General features: G+C 52.4%; 17 protein-coding genes. 9 read left to right on the top strand and 8 right to left on the bottom strand.

Annotated elements, in window-relative coordinates:
- Positions 1 to 9: 9 nt before the first annotated feature.
- The 5 genes from E1N14_RS02455 to E1N14_RS02435 all read right to left on the bottom strand — a co-directional run bounded on the left by E1N14_RS02455 (position 10) and on the right by E1N14_RS02435 (position 3,814).
- Positions 10 to 1,068, bottom strand: coding sequence for an efflux RND transporter periplasmic adaptor subunit (locus E1N14_RS02455; protein WP_243883585.1), 1,059 nt, complete (start codon positions 1,066 to 1,068; stop codon positions 10 to 12).
- A gap of 80 nt (positions 1,069 to 1,148) precedes the next feature.
- Positions 1,149 to 2,423, bottom strand: a complete 1,275-nt coding sequence (locus E1N14_RS02450) for a TolC family protein (RefSeq protein ID WP_025009269.1) — start codon at positions 2,421 to 2,423, stop codon at positions 1,149 to 1,151.
- Positions 2,424 to 2,697: 274 nt separating this feature from the next.
- Positions 2,698 to 3,093 (bottom strand): hypothetical protein, encoded by a 396-nt coding sequence (locus tag E1N14_RS02445; RefSeq protein ID WP_082813121.1) that lies wholly within the window; start codon positions 3,091 to 3,093, stop codon positions 2,698 to 2,700.
- Between the two features lie 99 nt (positions 3,094 to 3,192).
- On the bottom strand, positions 3,193 to 3,369 hold the full coding sequence (locus E1N14_RS02440; RefSeq protein ID WP_037436315.1) for a DUF3012 domain-containing protein: 177 nt from the start codon (positions 3,367 to 3,369) through the stop codon (positions 3,193 to 3,195).
- Between the two features lie 79 nt (positions 3,370 to 3,448).
- Positions 3,449 to 3,814, bottom strand: coding sequence for a SpoIIAA family protein (locus E1N14_RS02435; RefSeq protein ID WP_025009267.1), 366 nt, complete (start codon positions 3,812 to 3,814; stop codon positions 3,449 to 3,451).
- Between the two features lie 171 nt (positions 3,815 to 3,985).
- Here E1N14_RS02435 and arfB point away from each other — a divergent pair, with 171 nt between their 5' ends.
- The 3 genes from arfB (at position 3,986) to E1N14_RS02420 (ending at position 5,427) form a co-directional block, all read left to right on the top strand.
- A complete protein-coding gene (gene arfB / locus E1N14_RS02430) occupies positions 3,986 to 4,402 on the top strand; it encodes an alternative ribosome rescue aminoacyl-tRNA hydrolase ArfB (protein WP_025009266.1) in 417 nt (138 codons plus the stop codon).
- 159 nt (positions 4,403 to 4,561) lie between these two features.
- Complete coding sequence (gene aroQ, locus E1N14_RS02425) at positions 4,562 to 5,005, top strand: type II 3-dehydroquinate dehydratase (RefSeq protein ID WP_025009265.1); 444 nt, start codon at positions 4,562 to 4,564, stop codon at positions 5,003 to 5,005.
- Positions 5,006 to 5,046: 41 nt separating this feature from the next.
- Positions 5,047 to 5,427 (top strand): acetyl-CoA carboxylase biotin carboxyl carrier protein, encoded by a 381-nt coding sequence (locus E1N14_RS02420; protein ID WP_025886813.1) that lies wholly within the window; start codon positions 5,047 to 5,049, stop codon positions 5,425 to 5,427.
- Between the two features lie 17 nt (positions 5,428 to 5,444).
- Here the strand turns inward: E1N14_RS02420 and E1N14_RS02415 are convergent, their stop codons facing one another.
- A complete protein-coding gene (locus E1N14_RS02415) occupies positions 5,445 to 5,885 on the bottom strand; it encodes a hypothetical protein (RefSeq protein WP_025009264.1) in 441 nt (146 codons plus the stop codon).
- A gap of 793 nt (positions 5,886 to 6,678) precedes the next feature.
- Between E1N14_RS02415 and E1N14_RS02410 the strand changes: the two genes are divergently transcribed.
- The 6 genes from E1N14_RS02410 to E1N14_RS02385 all read left to right on the top strand — a co-directional run bounded on the left by E1N14_RS02410 (position 6,679) and on the right by E1N14_RS02385 (position 14,526).
- Positions 6,679 to 7,623, top strand: a complete 945-nt coding sequence (locus tag E1N14_RS02410; protein WP_025009263.1) for a DmsE family decaheme c-type cytochrome — start codon at positions 6,679 to 6,681, stop codon at positions 7,621 to 7,623.
- A 15-nt stretch (positions 7,624 to 7,638) separates the two neighbouring features.
- Complete coding sequence (locus E1N14_RS02405; RefSeq protein WP_062793699.1) at positions 7,639 to 9,633, top strand: MtrB/PioB family decaheme-associated outer membrane protein; 1,995 nt, start codon at positions 7,639 to 7,641, stop codon at positions 9,631 to 9,633.
- Positions 9,634 to 9,660: 27 nt separating this feature from the next.
- Entirely contained in the window at positions 9,661 to 12,210 is a 2,550-nt protein-coding gene (locus E1N14_RS02400; protein WP_062793698.1) for a DMSO/selenate family reductase complex A subunit, read from the top strand.
- Positions 12,211 to 12,224: 14 nt separating this feature from the next.
- The gene (locus tag E1N14_RS02395; RefSeq protein WP_025009262.1) at positions 12,225 to 12,890 is read left to right on the top strand and encodes a DMSO/selenate family reductase complex B subunit; all 666 of its coding nucleotides are present in this window, start codon (positions 12,225 to 12,227) and stop codon (positions 12,888 to 12,890) included.
- A gap of 44 nt (positions 12,891 to 12,934) precedes the next feature.
- Positions 12,935 to 13,585: a TorD/DmsD family molecular chaperone gene (locus E1N14_RS02390; RefSeq protein WP_025009261.1), complete on the top strand. Its 651-nt coding sequence runs from the start codon at positions 12,935 to 12,937 to the stop codon at positions 13,583 to 13,585.
- Between the two features lie 143 nt (positions 13,586 to 13,728).
- Complete coding sequence (locus E1N14_RS02385; protein ID WP_025009260.1) at positions 13,729 to 14,526, top strand: Crp/Fnr family transcriptional regulator; 798 nt, start codon at positions 13,729 to 13,731, stop codon at positions 14,524 to 14,526.
- A 168-nt stretch (positions 14,527 to 14,694) separates the two neighbouring features.
- Here the strand turns inward: E1N14_RS02385 and rpmE are convergent, their stop codons facing one another.
- Both rpmE and E1N14_RS02375 read right to left on the bottom strand, forming a co-directional pair.
- A complete protein-coding gene (gene rpmE / locus E1N14_RS02380) occupies positions 14,695 to 14,907 on the bottom strand; it encodes a 50S ribosomal protein L31 (RefSeq protein WP_025009259.1) in 213 nt (70 codons plus the stop codon).
- A gap of 125 nt (positions 14,908 to 15,032) precedes the next feature.
- Entirely contained in the window at positions 15,033 to 15,914 is an 882-nt protein-coding gene (locus E1N14_RS02375; RefSeq protein WP_162173413.1) for a FimV/HubP family polar landmark protein, read from the bottom strand.
- Positions 15,915 to 15,946 lie beyond the last annotated feature (32 nt).

Below are 15,946 nucleotides of genomic sequence, written 5' to 3'. Positions count from 1 at the left end.
GTGCTGTCCTCAATGGTTGTGGATGTCGAAGCCGGCCTTGGCCAGCTCGGATGCCAGGAAGAAGGCCCCGGCGGTAACGACCCGGGTTCCCGGGGCAATACCTGACACCAGGTTCATGCCGCGCTCGCTGGCCAGCAGTTGCACTTCTTTGGCCTCGAAACCGTCATCATCTTCGATGAACACCTGCCAGTCACCGTCGCTACTGCGACTGAGCGCCGCATCCGGCAGCATCACACCTTCACCGCGGGGATCGGGCAAAAACAGTTCGGCAAACTGACCTGCGTGCCAACGCACCTGGGTGTTATCCAGTCGCGCCAGCACCCGCTCGGTGCGGGTCACGCTGGACAACTCATGGGAGCGGCCTATCACACTGGCACTGACACTGCGATCACCAATCCGCACCAGGGTTTCGCTGCCTTCACTCAAGCCTTCGGCCTGCGATGGGGTCAGCTCGGCGGCCACCCACAGTGAGCGCTCATCGGTCAGTTGCAGCAGTTGGCTGCCGGCACCGAGCAACTGCCCGAGGCGCGCCTCATCCTGCTGCACCCGACCATCTATGGGCGCCAGCAGTTGATACTGGCCTATTCCCTGCGGCCGGCTTTCCAGCGCCTTGATCTGTTGATCTGTCATCTGCAGCGACTTGAGAATGGCGCGTTTTAAACTGGCATCGACCTGAGTCTGCAGCCTGCGACTGGCACTGACGGCACTCTCGCTCATGCGGCTGACCCGGCTCCACTCGGCGGCGGCATTGATATAGTCAGCCTGGGCCTGGGCCACGGCGGCGCCACCCAAGGTCAGCAGAGGATCGCCCGCTTTTACCTCCTGTCCCGGCACCACATGCCGCTCCAGCACTCGCACTTCCAGCTGCGGCGCCAGCACCACAGTGCGCTCGCGATCCACCAGCAAGGTGGCATTGGCGAAAGCATTGAGGCTAAAGCCACCGGCGCTGACCACCTGGGTCTGGACACCGGCCAGTTGGCGCTGCTCACTTGAGAGCTGCAGCGCCTGATGTTCATCTTCATGTCCTTCTTCGGCGGCGATAGTCAAGGGGCTGGACAGCCCCAACATCAGCGCCAGTAAAGCGGCCTGCAGCCGTGGGTATTGTAGAGTCTTGTTCATTGTCCGGTACCTTAGTGTGTATGGGGCTGTCATTGGGCGTTCTCCTGGGATACGGCTATTTCCGGCAGCGCGCCGGGCAGTTGCCCCGAAGCTCCCATCCACTCGAGCCAGCTTTGGTAGAGGGCGGCTTCCAGTTCGAGACCGGCCTGAAAGCTGCTGGCCAACTGTCGCCGGCTGGTCAAATAGTCGCTGGTGCTGAGATCGCCGCTGCGCCAGCGTTGCCCTAAGAGCTCGGCCGCCTTGCGACCGGCCACCAAGGCCTGCTGTTGCCAGTCGAGCCAGCTCTGCTTCAATCTGGGTAAGCTGTAATTGAACTGTTGTTGTTGTTGTTTTAGCGCCATCTCAATGCTTTGGTATTGCGCCTTGGCGGCAGTGACCGCCTCCATTGCCGCCTTAATCGATTCGCTGTAGTCGTTACGCAGATGCAACGGCACAGATACGCCAATCCCCAGCTTGTTGTCGGAGCCTTCCCTCTCGGCGTTGAGGCTGAAATTGGGATCGGCCGCCGCCTGGGCCTTGGCTTGATTGACTTGCAGCCGCGCCAACTCCAGTTGTAATCCGGCGGTGGTCAGTGCCGGCACGGGCGCCTCAGTCGCGGGCAATTCGAGACGGCCGGCGAAACTGCCAAAGGGAAGCTCTGCCCGGCCAAAACGCGCCAGAATGCGGGTATCGGCATCCAGCAACGCCTTCTGGGCCAAGGCCAGATCACTGATGGCACTGGCTTGTTCCAACTCCATCAGATTCAATTCCGCTTGGGACAAATCACCGACCTCGGCCCTTTGCCTGGCTATCTGCAACTGTTGCTCACCATAGTTTTGCTGCGCCCGCACGAACATCAGTTTCTTCTGTGCCAGGCTCTGATCGACCAGGGCCTGCAACACCTCGGCATACAAGCGGGAGCGCTCGAGAGTGATATCACTCTCCAAGCGCATCAACTCCGTAAGCGCCAATGCGCTGGCGGCTGCGCGCTTGTCGCCCCAGTCAATGGTTTGGCTAATGGACAGGCTGTAGGTGTCATCCTCTGGGGCATTGAGATAACTCAAGCCCAACTCGGGGTTGTAGATGGCGCGATCGGCGCCCTTGGCCAGATATTGAGCCTCACGGATCCTGGCTTCCTGAGCCTGAAACTCGGGTAAGGTGAGGATCTGTTGTTTAAGCTCGCCAAACCAGGCCAGTGAGGGTTCGCTCCCCGACTTGACCTCGGCCACAAGAGAGGTGTTATCCGGTTTTTCTCCGGCAAGGGCGGGCTGATAGGTTAGCGCTCCCACGCCCAATAGACTCATAGAGACTATAAATTTCAACATAAACTTTCCTTGGAAAGACATATTTGGCAGCAAGCCAATGGTGAACATTGGCCAAAGCATAAACCTTGGAGTTAAATCTAAAGTCAAGGGTTGGCTTTGATAATTTCTGAGTTGATGCTGACCACAGTGCTGCGCAACGCCTGCCAAGACGCATGACCAGAGTTGGTTGCAAGAGAGAACCGTTTCAGGCTCTGACGACAGCCAGCACAAGACAAACGCAATGGGACACAGGCAAGCTATGCCCGGGCTTCACACGCACTGATGATCAGAAAGATCAGACTATTGGGGGGCGGTAATCCGGAGTGGAGAAATAGGGTTGAAAAGCGGGCTCCAGGCTCTGGGGCCTGGGGTGCATCAAGGGAGCCGGGCTGTGTGCCAGGGTAACCGGCAGTGACAGATGACCACCATGACACTGACAGTCGAGGCAGAGATCGAACTGTTGGGATTCAGTATGGGTCAGTTGATGACTGTGGCTGACAAAGGGAATATCGGCTTCCAAGGCTTCATCTGTGCCACAGGTACAATCCACACACTCGCTGATGACTGTGACTTCGGTGACAAATTTGAGATGAGGATGGTTGCTTTCTTCCTCGGCCGGATTGCCCAGATGCAACTGATGCGCGCCGAGATTAGCGGCGCAAAATTGCAGCACCACCAAGGCGATAAGCATATGAGTCAGTTTGCGGACAAATACAGTCAAGAATAATTCCGGTTAAGGGTAGAAAATGGCCCGTGCCCAAATAGACCTACAGGCCAAGATAAAGTTCAGTTATTTAAACACACAATGTTTGGCGTAATCGGCCGCTTCATTGGCGCTCCAATCACCTTTGGGCTTTTCATCCATCTGCTTACACCAGGCTTCACTGCCCACTTCAGGGGCACAAGCACTCAATCCAGCGGCAAAAGCCAGCGCCAGAGATGCAGCAAAAACTTTGGATAATGACATCGAAATTTCCTTATCTGAGTTACTTAATCGCCACAGAATAGCAGAATAACCGGCTTTACCCTATAGGAGGTTTCGGCAACTAGCAGGCCGAACGCTTGGCTATCCAACGAATAGCTTCATCTTTATGCTCCAGCGGATACCAGGCCAATTCAGCGCTGACAAAGGGCCCCAGCAGGCGCACCGCATTGCCTACCCAGTCTGGGCCGCCGACAAATACCAAGGCATCGAAGGGGGGCAGTTGCACCTCACCGGCTCCCGAGAGTGATGCCATTTCCCAGCCTTCCAACAACACATCTGCCTCTATGTAGAGGCAGACCTGGCCCCACTCCTGGCGGTAGCTCTTGATGGCGGGACGCAGATAGGTGCGGTAATCCTCGGCTGTGATACGGCCGCTGGCAAACAAGCTGATCACGCCTTTGGCAATATCCGGAATTTGACACAACATAAGCAAAACTCCATTGAACCTTCGACACCTGCCAACGGCACGGCATCTGATGACTATGGGTTATCCCCTTATAGTAAGTTTAGCCTTACAAGACTTTCCGCCTCGTCGAGTAAGTAAACTCTCCCATGGGATGGTAATATAGCGACTGCCTCAGAAAACAGCTATTTTGCCATGATAAAGATCTCAAACCGTGTCCAAGTTTCAGAAAATGAAATCGAATGGCAATTTATCCGCTCCAGTGGTGCCGGGGGCCAGCACCTGAATAAGGTCTCCACTGCGGCCCAACTCATCTTCGACATCAAGGCCTCATCACTGCCGGATTTCTACAAGGAAAAGCTGCTGGCCAAGGCGGATCATCGCATCAGCCAAAGCGGCAAGATCATTATCAAATGCCAGCAAAGCCGCAGCCAGGACGCCAACCGCCAGACTGCCCTGCAGCAGTTTATCGAGCTGGTCGCCTCAGTCGGCGAAGTGGCCAAGAGACGAATTCCCACCAAGGCCACCCGCGCCAGCCAAAGGCGCCGGGTTGACAGCAAGAAGCAACGCGGTGAAGTAAAATCGCTGCGGCAGAACAAGATCCGCTTCTGATAAGACCAGTCTCGCTGCGGGAATGGACAATAATTGCTGACAACAGGAAGGAATGTGCAGCGATTGTGCGGCTATTGGTCGACAAATTCGACAGCTTTTGCTGAAATCAGGGAGGCACAGATCCAGGTGCGAACTCTCCCTCAAGGCAAGGAAAACAATATGAGCAGTCAGGCAAAAATACTCTTGGTGAATGGCCCCAATCTTAACCTGCTTGGTCGCAGAGAGCCGGAACATTACGGTCATCGGACGCTGGAGCAGCTGGTGCAGGGACTGCAGGACAAGGCTCTTGCCGCCGGAGTGGAACTGGAACATATCCAGTCCAATGCCGAATACCAGCTCATAGAAGCTATCCACAACACAGATGCCGGATTTGTGATCATCAACCCGGCCGCCTTTACCCACACCAGCGTAGCACTCAGAGATGCCCTGCTGGGGGTCGCCATTCCTTTCATCGAAGTGCACCTTTCCAATGTGCATGCCAGAGAGCCGTTCCGCCATCACTCCTTTTTTTCCGACAAGGCCAAGGGAGTGATAGTAGGACTGGGGCCAAAGGGTTATGAGTTTGCCCTGGAAGCCGCCATAGAGGCACTCAAACAAGGCTGAGCAGAGGAAGGTCCGGTCACCCTTAAGTGCTGAGAATGACGATGGACATCCGCAAAATCAAAAAACTGATCGAATTGGTGCAGGAATCCGGCATCAATGAGCTGGAAATTACTGAAGGCCAGGAAGCCGTGCGTATCCGCCGTTTTGGTCCGCAACAACCCCAGGCCAGTTTCAGTATTGGTAATGACAGCGTGCAAGTACTGGCGCCTGTGGCCGGTACCTTTTTGCGCAGCGCCGGCGACCATGGTGTCCCTTTGGTGGAGCTGGGCACAGAAGTTGAGCCGGGCACAGTACTGGGCTATGTGCAGGCGATGAAAGCCCTCAATCCGGTCAAGGCAGAACAGAGCGGCACGGTTAAAGCCATACTGGCTGAAAACGGTGAAGCGGTAGGACTACAGCAAACCCTGTTTGTATTGGACTAATTTCCCCCAATTTAGCTTCACCCCATATTGCGGCTGAGTTGGCGCCGCTGCGTATACAAGGACTCCAACTGGCGACTGATACTCAGCAATTGTTGCCGCAGCAATTGCTGAGACTCGCTCAAAGCCTCGACGGACATCTCGGCCGCCAGTTTGGGGGCCAAATGCAGTATCTGCTGCTCGGCCTGAGTGATTGATTGTTGCTGTACTTCCTTGATAAACAAGAGCCTGAAGCAATCAAAAAATACTGCCAATAACGTCCCCTCATCTATCCTTGCCTGTCTGAAGACAGGGTCATCGGGACGGTAGCTGATGGCGGCAACCAGATTGCACAGGGTTGTCAGCGAAGTCGCACCACCGGATAAACCGCAAGCAGACTGATAGCTTGCCAGAGTGGCAGCCAAGCGCTCGGCAAATTCGGCCTTCTGCCACTGGGCTGCTATTGCATGGATCACGCTCATATCCATCTCCTATAGGGATAAGTCACATAAAAACAGATAATTAAAGCGGTCACTCAAAGTGAGCATTTCCCAATCGAAACTTTATATATCTTTTAACCATAAATCAGTCGCATTTGCGTCAGTGAAATAAAGTATTTCCGCTGTCGGTATCAGCAAGCTATTGAAACTCTGATTTAATCAATAAAATTCACTCATCATTCCACTGCACACAGAAATAGTTTAGAAATCCGCATCCAGAAACGGCATAGTCTTTGGTTAGTGTACAGAATACCTAAAAAGCATCAGGCAAATCTTATTGAGAACCAATTAATAAAACAGAGTAAATGTATAAATTTAGGTAACCTGCATTGGGTTATTATCTATTTTTCAATATCTTTTCCATTTAAGGTAAGTATCAACCGAGGCTGTTCACCCAAAAACTAATTAAGCCCTTCCAACTAAACTCACCCATAAACCAATAGCACACAAAACCATATAAATCAGAGCCATAGACAAACATCCGTGACATTTCACAGGCACAAAACCAGGCCTACCAAACTCTGCCCCAAGGACTCCAGCCTAGAAAGGCGTTCAGCTCAATAACAAGTTTGTTGGAATCCAGCTCTGTTTGATAATTGTTTGAGTGACAAATGTGACGATCATCACCAGAAAGAGTGCAGTGTTTTATATGCATATAAAGGTATGGGTATTCCTTTTGGATTAATGTATCCATGACGAATTAGAAAAGTATTTCAAGCAAGATTTAGGCTGGCCTTATTTCTATGCTGATGCATATAAATAAACGGGAGTACATATGATATCCACATTAAAAATATCAGCATTCATAGTGCCGATAATATTATTGTTCCCGGCTGTGAATGCTGCCCCCTGGGCTGATTTAAGCCAAACAGAACTGGAGCAACAACTGGAGCAAAAGTTCAGTGAAGGAAAGTATTCCCCCAAGGGTGCCGACTCCTGCTTGATGTGTCATAAGCGGGATCAGAAAGTCATGGCCCTGTTTCAGGGGGTTCATGGCGCCCTGGACAACAGCCGCTCCCCCATGGCCGGATTACAGTGTGAAGCCTGTCATGGTCCCATGGGCAAACATAACCGTGGCGGTAAAGAGCCGATGATAAGCTTCGGCGCGGGTTCAAAACTGTCGAGTGATAGCCAAAACAGTGTTTGCCTTGGCTGCCACAATGACCCCAAACAGATGGCTTGGCACAACAGCTTGCATAACCTGGAGCAGGTGGCCTGCGCCGATTGTCATCAGGTGCATGTCGCTGAAGACCCCATGCTCAACCCTCTGCGGATCAACGAGGCCTGTACCAGTTGTCACACCCGTGCCAAGGCCGATATGAGCAAGCGCTCAGCCCACCCTCTCAAGTGGGATCGTATGACCTGTATCGATTGCCACAACCCTCATGGTTCCCTGACTGAAAGCGCGCTGAAACAAACCAGCCTCAATACCACTTGTTATGAATGCCATGCCGACAAGCGTGGGCCAGTGCTGTGGGAGCATGCCCCAGTGGTGGAAAACTGTGCCAACTGCCACAAGGCTCACGGCAGTCTTAACGAATCCTTGCTCAAAGCCCGGGTACCACAGTTATGTCAGCAATGTCACGCCGACGATGGTCATGCAGCAAGGGCGGTGGCTCAGGGTGGCAACAGCGCCTTTGGGGCCGGCAAGAGCTGTTTGAACTGCCACAGCCAAATCCATGGTTCCAATCACCCGGCCGGCAGTTTGCTGTCCCGTTAAGCAGGAGTGTTGAAGATGAGATTTCCTTTGAATCTGTTGACCATGGCTCTGCTGGGGCTCTCAGGCTCAGCGATGGCTGCCGACTTCAGTGTCAACCGCGCCAATACCGACAAGGTCAATACCTCAGGTTTCCAATGTCGCCAGTGTCAGTTGGCTCCCGGCTTAAGCGGTGAAGTGACTGCCAATGCCGGGTACAACGACAGTGATGATATCCATAGTGGAAATGCCTTGGGAGATGGCCGAGACGGCATGATAGCCAGTGTCGATGCCGAACTCGGTTACCGCAGCCAAGGAGGCTATCGCAGCCAGCTTAGGGCCCATGATTTGGGGTTGGATAACGGCTTCGTCAGTCTCAGAACCGGTCGCCCAGGTCAGTATCAACTGGCGTTGGATTACCGCAATCTGACGCGCTTTGAAAACAGTGATGCAGCGACTCGGCTGTGGCACGACAAGGGGCTGCTGCAACCCAGCCCCAATCTACGTTATCTGGATCTTGAGCTGGAGCGGCAACAGGCCGGCATAGGGCTGAGCTATGACTTCGGCGCCTTGGCATCACTCGGCGACTTGAGCAGCTATGTGCGTTATGACAGAGAGGAAAAGCAAGGCCACCGCAGTGCCAGCCTGATAACACCAAGGCCGGTCAACTTTGCCTTGCCTGTAGATGAGAGCAATGACAAGTTGCGGGCAGGTTTACAGCTCAGTGGCCACAACTGGTTTACTGAACTGGCCTATCAAGGAAGCCAATACAACAATGATATCAACAACCTGAGTCTGCCTTATGCCGCAGACCTCTACAGCGCTACGCCGGACAACCAGGCGCACCAACTGACCTTGAACGGTCAGTACCGCCTGGCCAGCACGATTTTCAGTGGTCGGATAGTCGCCGGGAGAATGCTGCAGGATGAAGGACTGATCCAGATGACGGGAAATCCTCTGCAGAGCTGGGATGGTCAGGTCAATACCACAGACGCCAACCTGGCCGTCAGTACCGCGGTGAATAGCCGTCTACGCCTGGGTGGACAACTGGATTACCGCAAACGTGACAACAACTCCAGTGTGGCTGAATTTGTCCAGCTTGAACTCAATCCCGTCAGTGGCGCCATACGACAAAACCCATTGCTGGATATTGAGCGCCAGAGTGCCCGGCTCAATGCCAGTTATCGCCTGGCGCCCGGCTATCGCCTGCAAGGTGGATATGAATTCAAGCAGGTAGAGCGCAGCTATGGCGAGCGGGAAGAAACCCGTGACCATAACCTGTGGGCCAAGCTGGGAATGCAGTTGGTTTCACCGCTGCGGCTGGATCTCAAGGCCAGTTATGGCGACCGCGGCGGCAGTCGTTATCAAGCCGGCGAGCTGACATCCAGTGAAACCAATAGCCTGTTGCGTAAGTACCACCTGGCGGATCGGCGGCGGACGGCCATGGAAATGGGGCTGCAGTATACGCCGCTGAACTGGATGACCCTGGATTTCAACAGTCACTATGCCCTGGATGACTACCGGGACACTGTAATTGGATTGACCGAATCTCGTGACTATGGATACGACCTGAATCTGTCTTTGCAATTGAGTGAACGCTTGAGCGCCTACGGTACGGCCGGTCAACAGTGGATCAGTTCCCAACAAAACGGGGATCAGTTAACGCCATGGCACAGTGACATCAAGGATAACTTTATCTCCCTCGGGGCCGGCCTAGCCTACAGCGGTTTGCTGGATGAACGCTTGACCTTGGGGGCTGATTATCAATTTGCCAACTCTGAGGGTAACACCCTGACAGAAGGCGGGGCCTATGACGACTACTACAGCTTTAACCACAGCGTAGAACTCTACGGCCGCTACCACCTGAACGACGCCATGGCACTGAAACTTACCTATAGATATGAACGCTATTTCGACACAGATGGTAACGAGGTCGGGATAGACGCAGTGACGGGTTTAACGACTTTGGGGGTGCTCAACCATAACTACAACGCCCATCAGCTGATGTTGTCCTTCAGCTACCTGCTGCCTTGAGCAAGGCTTACATTGTGAGGATAAAAAATGGAACGTAGAAACTTTTTGAAGATGAGTGCTGCTCTTGGCGCTGCAGCCACGGTATCCGGCTGTGATTCCAGCTCTAAGGACGCTAACGTGGTGCCTCCCAAGCCTCCGGTAACTGACGAACAGCTGAATTGGTCGGCATGCCTGGTGAACTGTGGCTCCAACTGTCCGGTCAAGGTCTTCAGCCGTGATGGGGTCATCACCCGCGTTGAATCAGATCATGAAACCACTGATGAATACGGCGTCAACCATCAGATCCGTTGCTGTCCACGTGGCCGTTCACTGCGTCAACGCACTTATGCAACAGATAGATTGCGCCAACCCATGAAACGGGTCGGTGAGCGCGGCGAAGGTAAGTTTGTTCCTATCACCTGGGAAGAAGCCTATGCCGAGATAGGCTCCAAACTGCAACAGATAGCCCAAGACCAAAGCAAGGGGCCCGAGTCTATCTACATGCACTATGGCACCGGCGCTTACTATGGTTTTGCTGCCAATACCAAAACCTGGGGACGGCTGCTGAACCTGAATGGTGGCTTCCTGGACCACCATTGGGACTATTCCTGGGCCGGCGTTTATGCCGCCTGTATTGCAACCTATGGCGATCAGTGGGATAGCATTGGCGGCACTTCGCTGGATCAAATTGCCAACTCGGATCTGTTTGTGGGTTTTGGTTTCAACCCCAATGAAATCCGTATGAGCGGCAGCGGCGAAGGCTATGATTTTATTAAGTCTCTGGCGGCCAATACCAAGGGCATCAAAGTTTGGATGGTAGAGCCTCGCTACACAGACTCAATGCGCGGAAACGAGGATCACTGGCTTCCCATCAGACCCGGCACAGATGCCGCACTGATTGAAGCCATCATTCATGAAATGATCACCTCAGGGTTTGTCACTCGCGAAGTGAAAAGCTTCCTGGATAAATATGTGGTGGGATTCGACCAACAGTCCCTGGAAAATGCCAAGGCCGCAGTCGCCCTCAACAGCGACGCCTTCATTGCCTCCCATGCCCAGTACATAGATCCGGCAGAGAACTACCACGATTACATCATGGGCGTAGGTAAATTTGCCGCCGATGGTGCCCACAACACCCAGTGGGCCGCCGAAATATGTGGTGTGCCGGAACATAAAATCAAAGCCTTGGCCACAGATATCATGAACGCCAGCGCACCCTATATCAGCGCCGGTGCAGGTATCAGCCGCCATGCCAACGGTGATCAGGCTACCCGCGCCGTGTACACCCTGGCAATCATGACGGGCAAACTGGGCCGAGAAGGGGTTAACAACGGGGCCATGCCCACCAGCTACAGTTTTGCCGTGCCGGCAATGCCTACCGGCACCAACCCGGTTGAGGTCACTATTCCGGTATTTACCTGGTCCGATGCCATAGTTCGCGGCCAGGAGTTTACCGGCAGCAAAGATGGTGTGCGTATCGCCGGCAGCAGCAACGAGCTGGTGGATCACAATGCCACCACGCTGAAAACCGGCATCAAGGCCATTATCAACTGCGCCGGTAATGCCCTGGTTAACCAACACTCCGACAGCAACGGTACCGCGGCTATTTTGAAGGATGAAAATCTGTGTGAGTTAATCGTGGTCTGCGATTGCTGGATGACACCATCAGCCAAGTTTGCCGACTATCTGTTGCCGGACAGCGCCTGGCTTGAATCCAACGACTTTGCCAACGACAGCTATGCTTCGGGTCAGATGGCCTACGCCACCTTTATGAGCAGCGCCTTGAAACCTTTGGGCCAGGCTCAATCCATGTATGAAATCTGCAGCGGCATCGCCCGCGCCATGGGTAAAGAAGCCGCCTATACCGAGGGTCGTACAGGCGAACAGTGGTGTGAGCACCTTTATACCCAGACCAAAGCAATGCATCCGGACATCAATTGGCCCGATACTTATGCAGAAGCGCAAAAGGCCGGGGTATTCCGTAAATACATGCCATCGTCGACCATTGCCATGCAGGCCTTTGTGGCCGACCCGGTTGCCAATGCCAGACCAACCATCTCAGGCAAGATCGAGCTGTACTCCATCTCTCTGGCCCGCAAGGCAGCCACCTGGACACTGCGTCCTGGAGATCAAATCACTGCATTACCCAAATATGTTGTGACCTGGGACGGATATCAGGATCAGGAAACGATTGATAAAGGCTTTAATCTGCAATTGTGTGGCTACCATACCAAGGGTCGCACCCACTCCAGTTACCACAATGTGCCCTGGCTGCGCGAAGCGGTGGAAGACGCACTGTGGATGAACCCAACTGACGCTGCTGAACATGGTATTGCCGACGGTGACATAGTCTGGGCCTATAACGAGCGAGGCACCATTGAAGTACCGGTGAAAGTGACCCCCAGGGTCATACCCGGTGTTTGTTCCCTGGGACAGGGTGCTTGGTACAAGCCGGATCCGGCAATGAGTACCGGGCCTTCCGGACATACTGTCGATCTGGGCGGTTGCATCAACACTTTGACCAAGTATCACCCGTCACCCATTACCAAGGGTAACCCTCAACACACCAACCGTGTTGCTGTTATCAAGAAAAGATAATAGAGGATCAAAAAATGACTCAGCAAACTCAATATGGATTCTACTTTGACAGCAGCAAGTGCACAGGTTGCAAGACTTGTCATATTGCTTGTAAAGACCGCATGGTTGGCCTGTTACGCTCAAAAGACAACGTCAGGGAACTGGGGGTGGCCGCCTTGCCCGGAGTGATTTGGCGACGGGTGTATGAATACGGCGGTGGCAGTTGGAATCAAAACGGTGACGGAAGCTATGAACAGGACGTATTTGCCCACTACGCCTCCATAGGCTGCAACCATTGCAGCGAGCCTGTCTGTGTTAAGGCCTGCCCCACAGGTGCCATGCATAAACAGCAAGACAAGGGTTTGGTATTGGTCGAGGAATCTTTGTGTATAGGCTGTCAATCCTGCGCCCGAGCTTGCCCTTATGATGCCCCGCAATTGGATACTCAGCGCAAGATCATGACCAAATGCGACGGTTGCCAGGATAGGTTGCAGGAGGGGAAGAAGCCTATTTGTGTTGATGCCTGCCCACTCAGGGCCTTGGATTTCGACACCATGGATAATCTACGGGCCAAATACGGCGATGGCGATGGCCATTTTGCCCCGCTGCCATCACAATCCATCACCTCACCCAACCTGATAGTCAAAGCGCCACGAAATGCCCGCAGCAATGGGCAGATCCTGAATATCAGGGAAGTGTAACCCTCAAGAGAGCAGCCTTGGCTGCTCTCCCTCTTTGGAGTTTTATGGCTATCTCAACCGATACACTTCTCTGTTTGCAGAGTATCGCCAACGTATTGCATAAGGTGTTGTTGGATCTGCCCACGGCAGAGCTGGTTGAACACTTTACGCTGAGCGATATCGCCACGCAGTGGCCCAGGCTGACTCACAGCCAACGCGAATCTTTGGCTTTGAACAAGTTGAGCGACTATCTCAAGCACTGGGATGGAAGCCGTGAGCAACTGATTGCACTGCAATTGGATTATGGCCAGTTATTCAACGGCCCCGGGACTCCGGTTGCGCCGCCCTGGGGCTCGGTTTATCAGTCTGCTTCAGGTTTGTTGAATGGCTCTTCCACCCTAGATTTACTGACTTTTTATCAACAGCATGGGTTGCAGATCCATTTCGATCGCAACGAGCCGGTCGACCATCTGGGACTGCTCTGCGTTGTCATCGCCTACCTGCTGGACAAAATGGCGACAGATAATCGAGAACAGTATTCACCAATATTGCAAAGGCTATTGACTGACCATGTCCAACCTTGGGTGCAGCGCTGCCTGTCACTGGCGGAAGAACATGCTCAAACCGGCTATTATCTAGGTTTATCACTATTGGCCAGCGAGTATTTTCGTTATCTGCAAGCCGTGAGTAATGAGCTCGATGACAGCGACGTCTGAAATCAATATGTTAAATATGGATATAAGTAGATATATAGAAAACATAATGGCATAAGTTAACCTGGTTTTACGGATCGACGCCACATTTGTCCAACCGAAGCCATGTTACAATTCTTACAAATGTTATATTTTGGGTGCGAATAATGTTGACTGCAATCTCACTTGGAGCAGATGAAAAAAAGAAATCGACGCTGTTCTTTCCCGGCGGAGTCAATGATCGCATTGCCGAATTTTTCTATGCCAATGGCGCGCCACAGAAATTAAAAAAAGGTGAGCAGTTAAATAAAAATCTATTATTGAACAACTTTATCTATCTCGAAAGCGGTCTGATTTTCTACTCCAAAAGAACCAATGACTTTACCCGTCCAAAATTTCTGAATGCCATATTCCCAGGGCGACTGACCGACTATCATCTGTTGCTGGATGAGGGCTGCACTTGTTGTAAGAATATTCTTGCTGCCAGAGACAGCAAAATCATCACTATAGATAAGAAACTGATAAAAAAGCTGGTGACAGAAGATATCGACCTGTTTATGCAGTTCATGTATGACGCAGCCTATTATACAGAACGCCAGACCGGATTGGCCATTTTCTTGCTGACCTCATCACCGGAAGACAAACTGATCAAGTTCTTATTTGATATATTGGTTGTGCTTCAAGTTCCCTTTGATAAACATTGGTTAACCATAGATCTTAAATTAACCCGTGACGAAATTGCCGACATATTGCATATCAGCACTATTAAGTTGGACCTCATGTTTGGTCAATTAAAGAAGCAAGACTTGCTTAAACGGGTTAGTAATAAACTATGCGTTAATATCGATATTTTCAGCGACTTATCCCCCTGCCCATTGGGTAGGGAAGATGCCAGAGGCTGTCAGTCGAACAATATGCAAAAGTTCAAGCCGCAAAATATGATAAGTACCAACAATAGATATTAATCTGTTGCCCCATACCGCCATATTATTCATGGCAGATAATAATCTATATTGCCTGAAAGCAACTTGGTTTCGAACTGAATTCATAGCCCCATGAGGAATATTCAGGACGGGGTAAAGGCAACAAAAAAGGCGTCCCATGGACGCCTTTTCGATTGGTTGCAGTGGCAATTACTTCTTGCCCAGCATACCGAAACGCTTGTTGAACTTGTCGATACGACCACCGGTATCAACAACTTTCTGAGTACCAGTGTAGAAAGGGTGACATGCACCGCAAACGTCCAAGTGCAGAGCTTTGCCTGCAGTAGAGTTTACTTTGATGACGTTGCCACAAGTACAAGTTGCAGTGATTTCTGCGTATTCAGGATGGATACCTGGTTTCATTGGGGTTACCTCAAGTTAAGGCCATGTCGCTCTTCCAACCCGAAGTCGGACACCACATGCGGTTAATATCAAAAGTTCAGGGCGCAGAATAGTACAGTATCTACCCAGCGCTGACAAGTAGGCGACTACATCTGCTCGAACTTTTCTTTGGCGGCCGTCTTATCTCCATAGGACTCCAGCAAGCTACTACTGGGGCAGTGCAACTTGGCATCACTGCGAAGGTTGCGAATATCACCGCGACTGAAGGCCTTGGGATTGGCATCAAAAATGGCTAGCATGGCGCCATAGACGTGGGTATGGCTGCTCTGTGCATAACGGCTGGCCACCCGCCAGAGGGTTTCAGTACCATCGAAATCCAGCATGCATCCCGGCTCACGACTAGCAATTGGCAGAGCCTTCACCTGGCGCCCCGGCGCTGCAACGGCTTGAGATGCCGAGGGCACACCAAGGCTTTGAGACTCACTCTGGGGTTGACCGGCGACATCTTTAACTCTTTGAGCTTGAACGGCTGGCGGTGGCACGACTTTGCTTGATACTGCTGTGGCTTGCACAGATCTGGCCTCTATCGTTTTGTTTTCTATGGCCTTGTTTTCTATAGCTTGGGTTGACACGGCAACCTGCGGTGACTCAGTCGGCATCTGCTCGGCAAAGACTCTTGCCCGGTTGGAGCGCAGCGCCACAGGTACTGAGGTATCGAACAAGGGTAAGCGTTTGAGTTCATGCCAGCGATTGATTCGGTATTCCCGCACCAGTAATTCGGCCTGCTTGTCGGTCACTTCATCTATCCCCAGCAGCAGCACCATGTAGCGGTTAATGGGTTGCACCATGAGTTTTTCCGCCGCACCTTGCTGCCTGACAATAAACTCAAGCCGGGTCATATCCTCACTGTCGGCCACCACATTGACCTTGATCAGCGGCAGATGCCCGAGTTCAAACATTCTTTGATTGATACTGACATGGGCGGTTTCTGCTATGGCAACAGACGTTAGCAACATGAGTACAAGCATCAGTAAACCCGCTCTCATCCATATCCTCTCTA

Origin of the sequence: Shewanella algae (genome assembly GCF_009183365.2) — a bacterium.
Classification (GTDB): Bacteria; Pseudomonadota; Gammaproteobacteria; order Enterobacterales; family Shewanellaceae; genus Shewanella; species Shewanella algae.
The sequence above is the reverse complement of the archived record's forward strand: the minus strand, read 5'-3'. Positions and strand labels throughout refer to the sequence as shown.

Excerpts from the sequence above, each read along its gene's own strand:
- E1N14_RS02455 (WP_243883585.1), bottom strand. The coding sequence starts at position 1,068 with ATGTTGGGGCTGTCCAGCCCCTTGACTATCGCCGCCGAAGAAGGACAT.
- E1N14_RS02450 (WP_025009269.1), bottom strand. The coding sequence starts at position 2,423 with ATGTTGAAATTTATAGTCTCTATGAGTCTATTGGGCGTGGGAGCGCTA.
- E1N14_RS02445 (WP_082813121.1), bottom strand. The coding sequence starts at position 3,093 with ATGCTTATCGCCTTGGTGGTGCTGCAATTTTGCGCCGCTAATCTCGGC.
- E1N14_RS02440 (WP_037436315.1), bottom strand. The coding sequence starts at position 3,369 with ATGTCATTATCCAAAGTTTTTGCTGCATCTCTGGCGCTGGCTTTTGCC.
- E1N14_RS02435 (WP_025009267.1), bottom strand. The coding sequence starts at position 3,814 with ATGTTGTGTCAAATTCCGGATATTGCCAAAGGCGTGATCAGCTTGTTT.
- arfB (WP_025009266.1), top strand. The coding sequence starts at position 3,986 with ATGATAAAGATCTCAAACCGTGTCCAAGTTTCAGAAAATGAAATCGAA.
- aroQ (WP_025009265.1), top strand. The coding sequence starts at position 4,562 with ATGAGCAGTCAGGCAAAAATACTCTTGGTGAATGGCCCCAATCTTAAC.
- E1N14_RS02420 (WP_025886813.1), top strand. The coding sequence starts at position 5,047 with ATGGACATCCGCAAAATCAAAAAACTGATCGAATTGGTGCAGGAATCC.
- E1N14_RS02415 (WP_025009264.1), bottom strand. The coding sequence starts at position 5,885 with ATGAGCGTGATCCATGCAATAGCAGCCCAGTGGCAGAAGGCCGAATTT.
- E1N14_RS02410 (WP_025009263.1), top strand. The coding sequence starts at position 6,679 with ATGATATCCACATTAAAAATATCAGCATTCATAGTGCCGATAATATTA.
- E1N14_RS02405 (WP_062793699.1), top strand. The coding sequence starts at position 7,639 with ATGAGATTTCCTTTGAATCTGTTGACCATGGCTCTGCTGGGGCTCTCA.
- E1N14_RS02400 (WP_062793698.1), top strand. The coding sequence starts at position 9,661 with ATGGAACGTAGAAACTTTTTGAAGATGAGTGCTGCTCTTGGCGCTGCA.
- E1N14_RS02395 (WP_025009262.1), top strand. The coding sequence starts at position 12,225 with ATGACTCAGCAAACTCAATATGGATTCTACTTTGACAGCAGCAAGTGC.
- E1N14_RS02390 (WP_025009261.1), top strand. The coding sequence starts at position 12,935 with ATGGCTATCTCAACCGATACACTTCTCTGTTTGCAGAGTATCGCCAAC.
- E1N14_RS02385 (WP_025009260.1), top strand. The coding sequence starts at position 13,729 with ATGTTGACTGCAATCTCACTTGGAGCAGATGAAAAAAAGAAATCGACG.
- rpmE (WP_025009259.1), bottom strand. The coding sequence starts at position 14,907 with ATGAAACCAGGTATCCATCCTGAATACGCAGAAATCACTGCAACTTGT.
- E1N14_RS02375 (WP_162173413.1), bottom strand. The coding sequence starts at position 15,914 with ATGCTTGTACTCATGTTGCTAACGTCTGTTGCCATAGCAGAAACCGCC.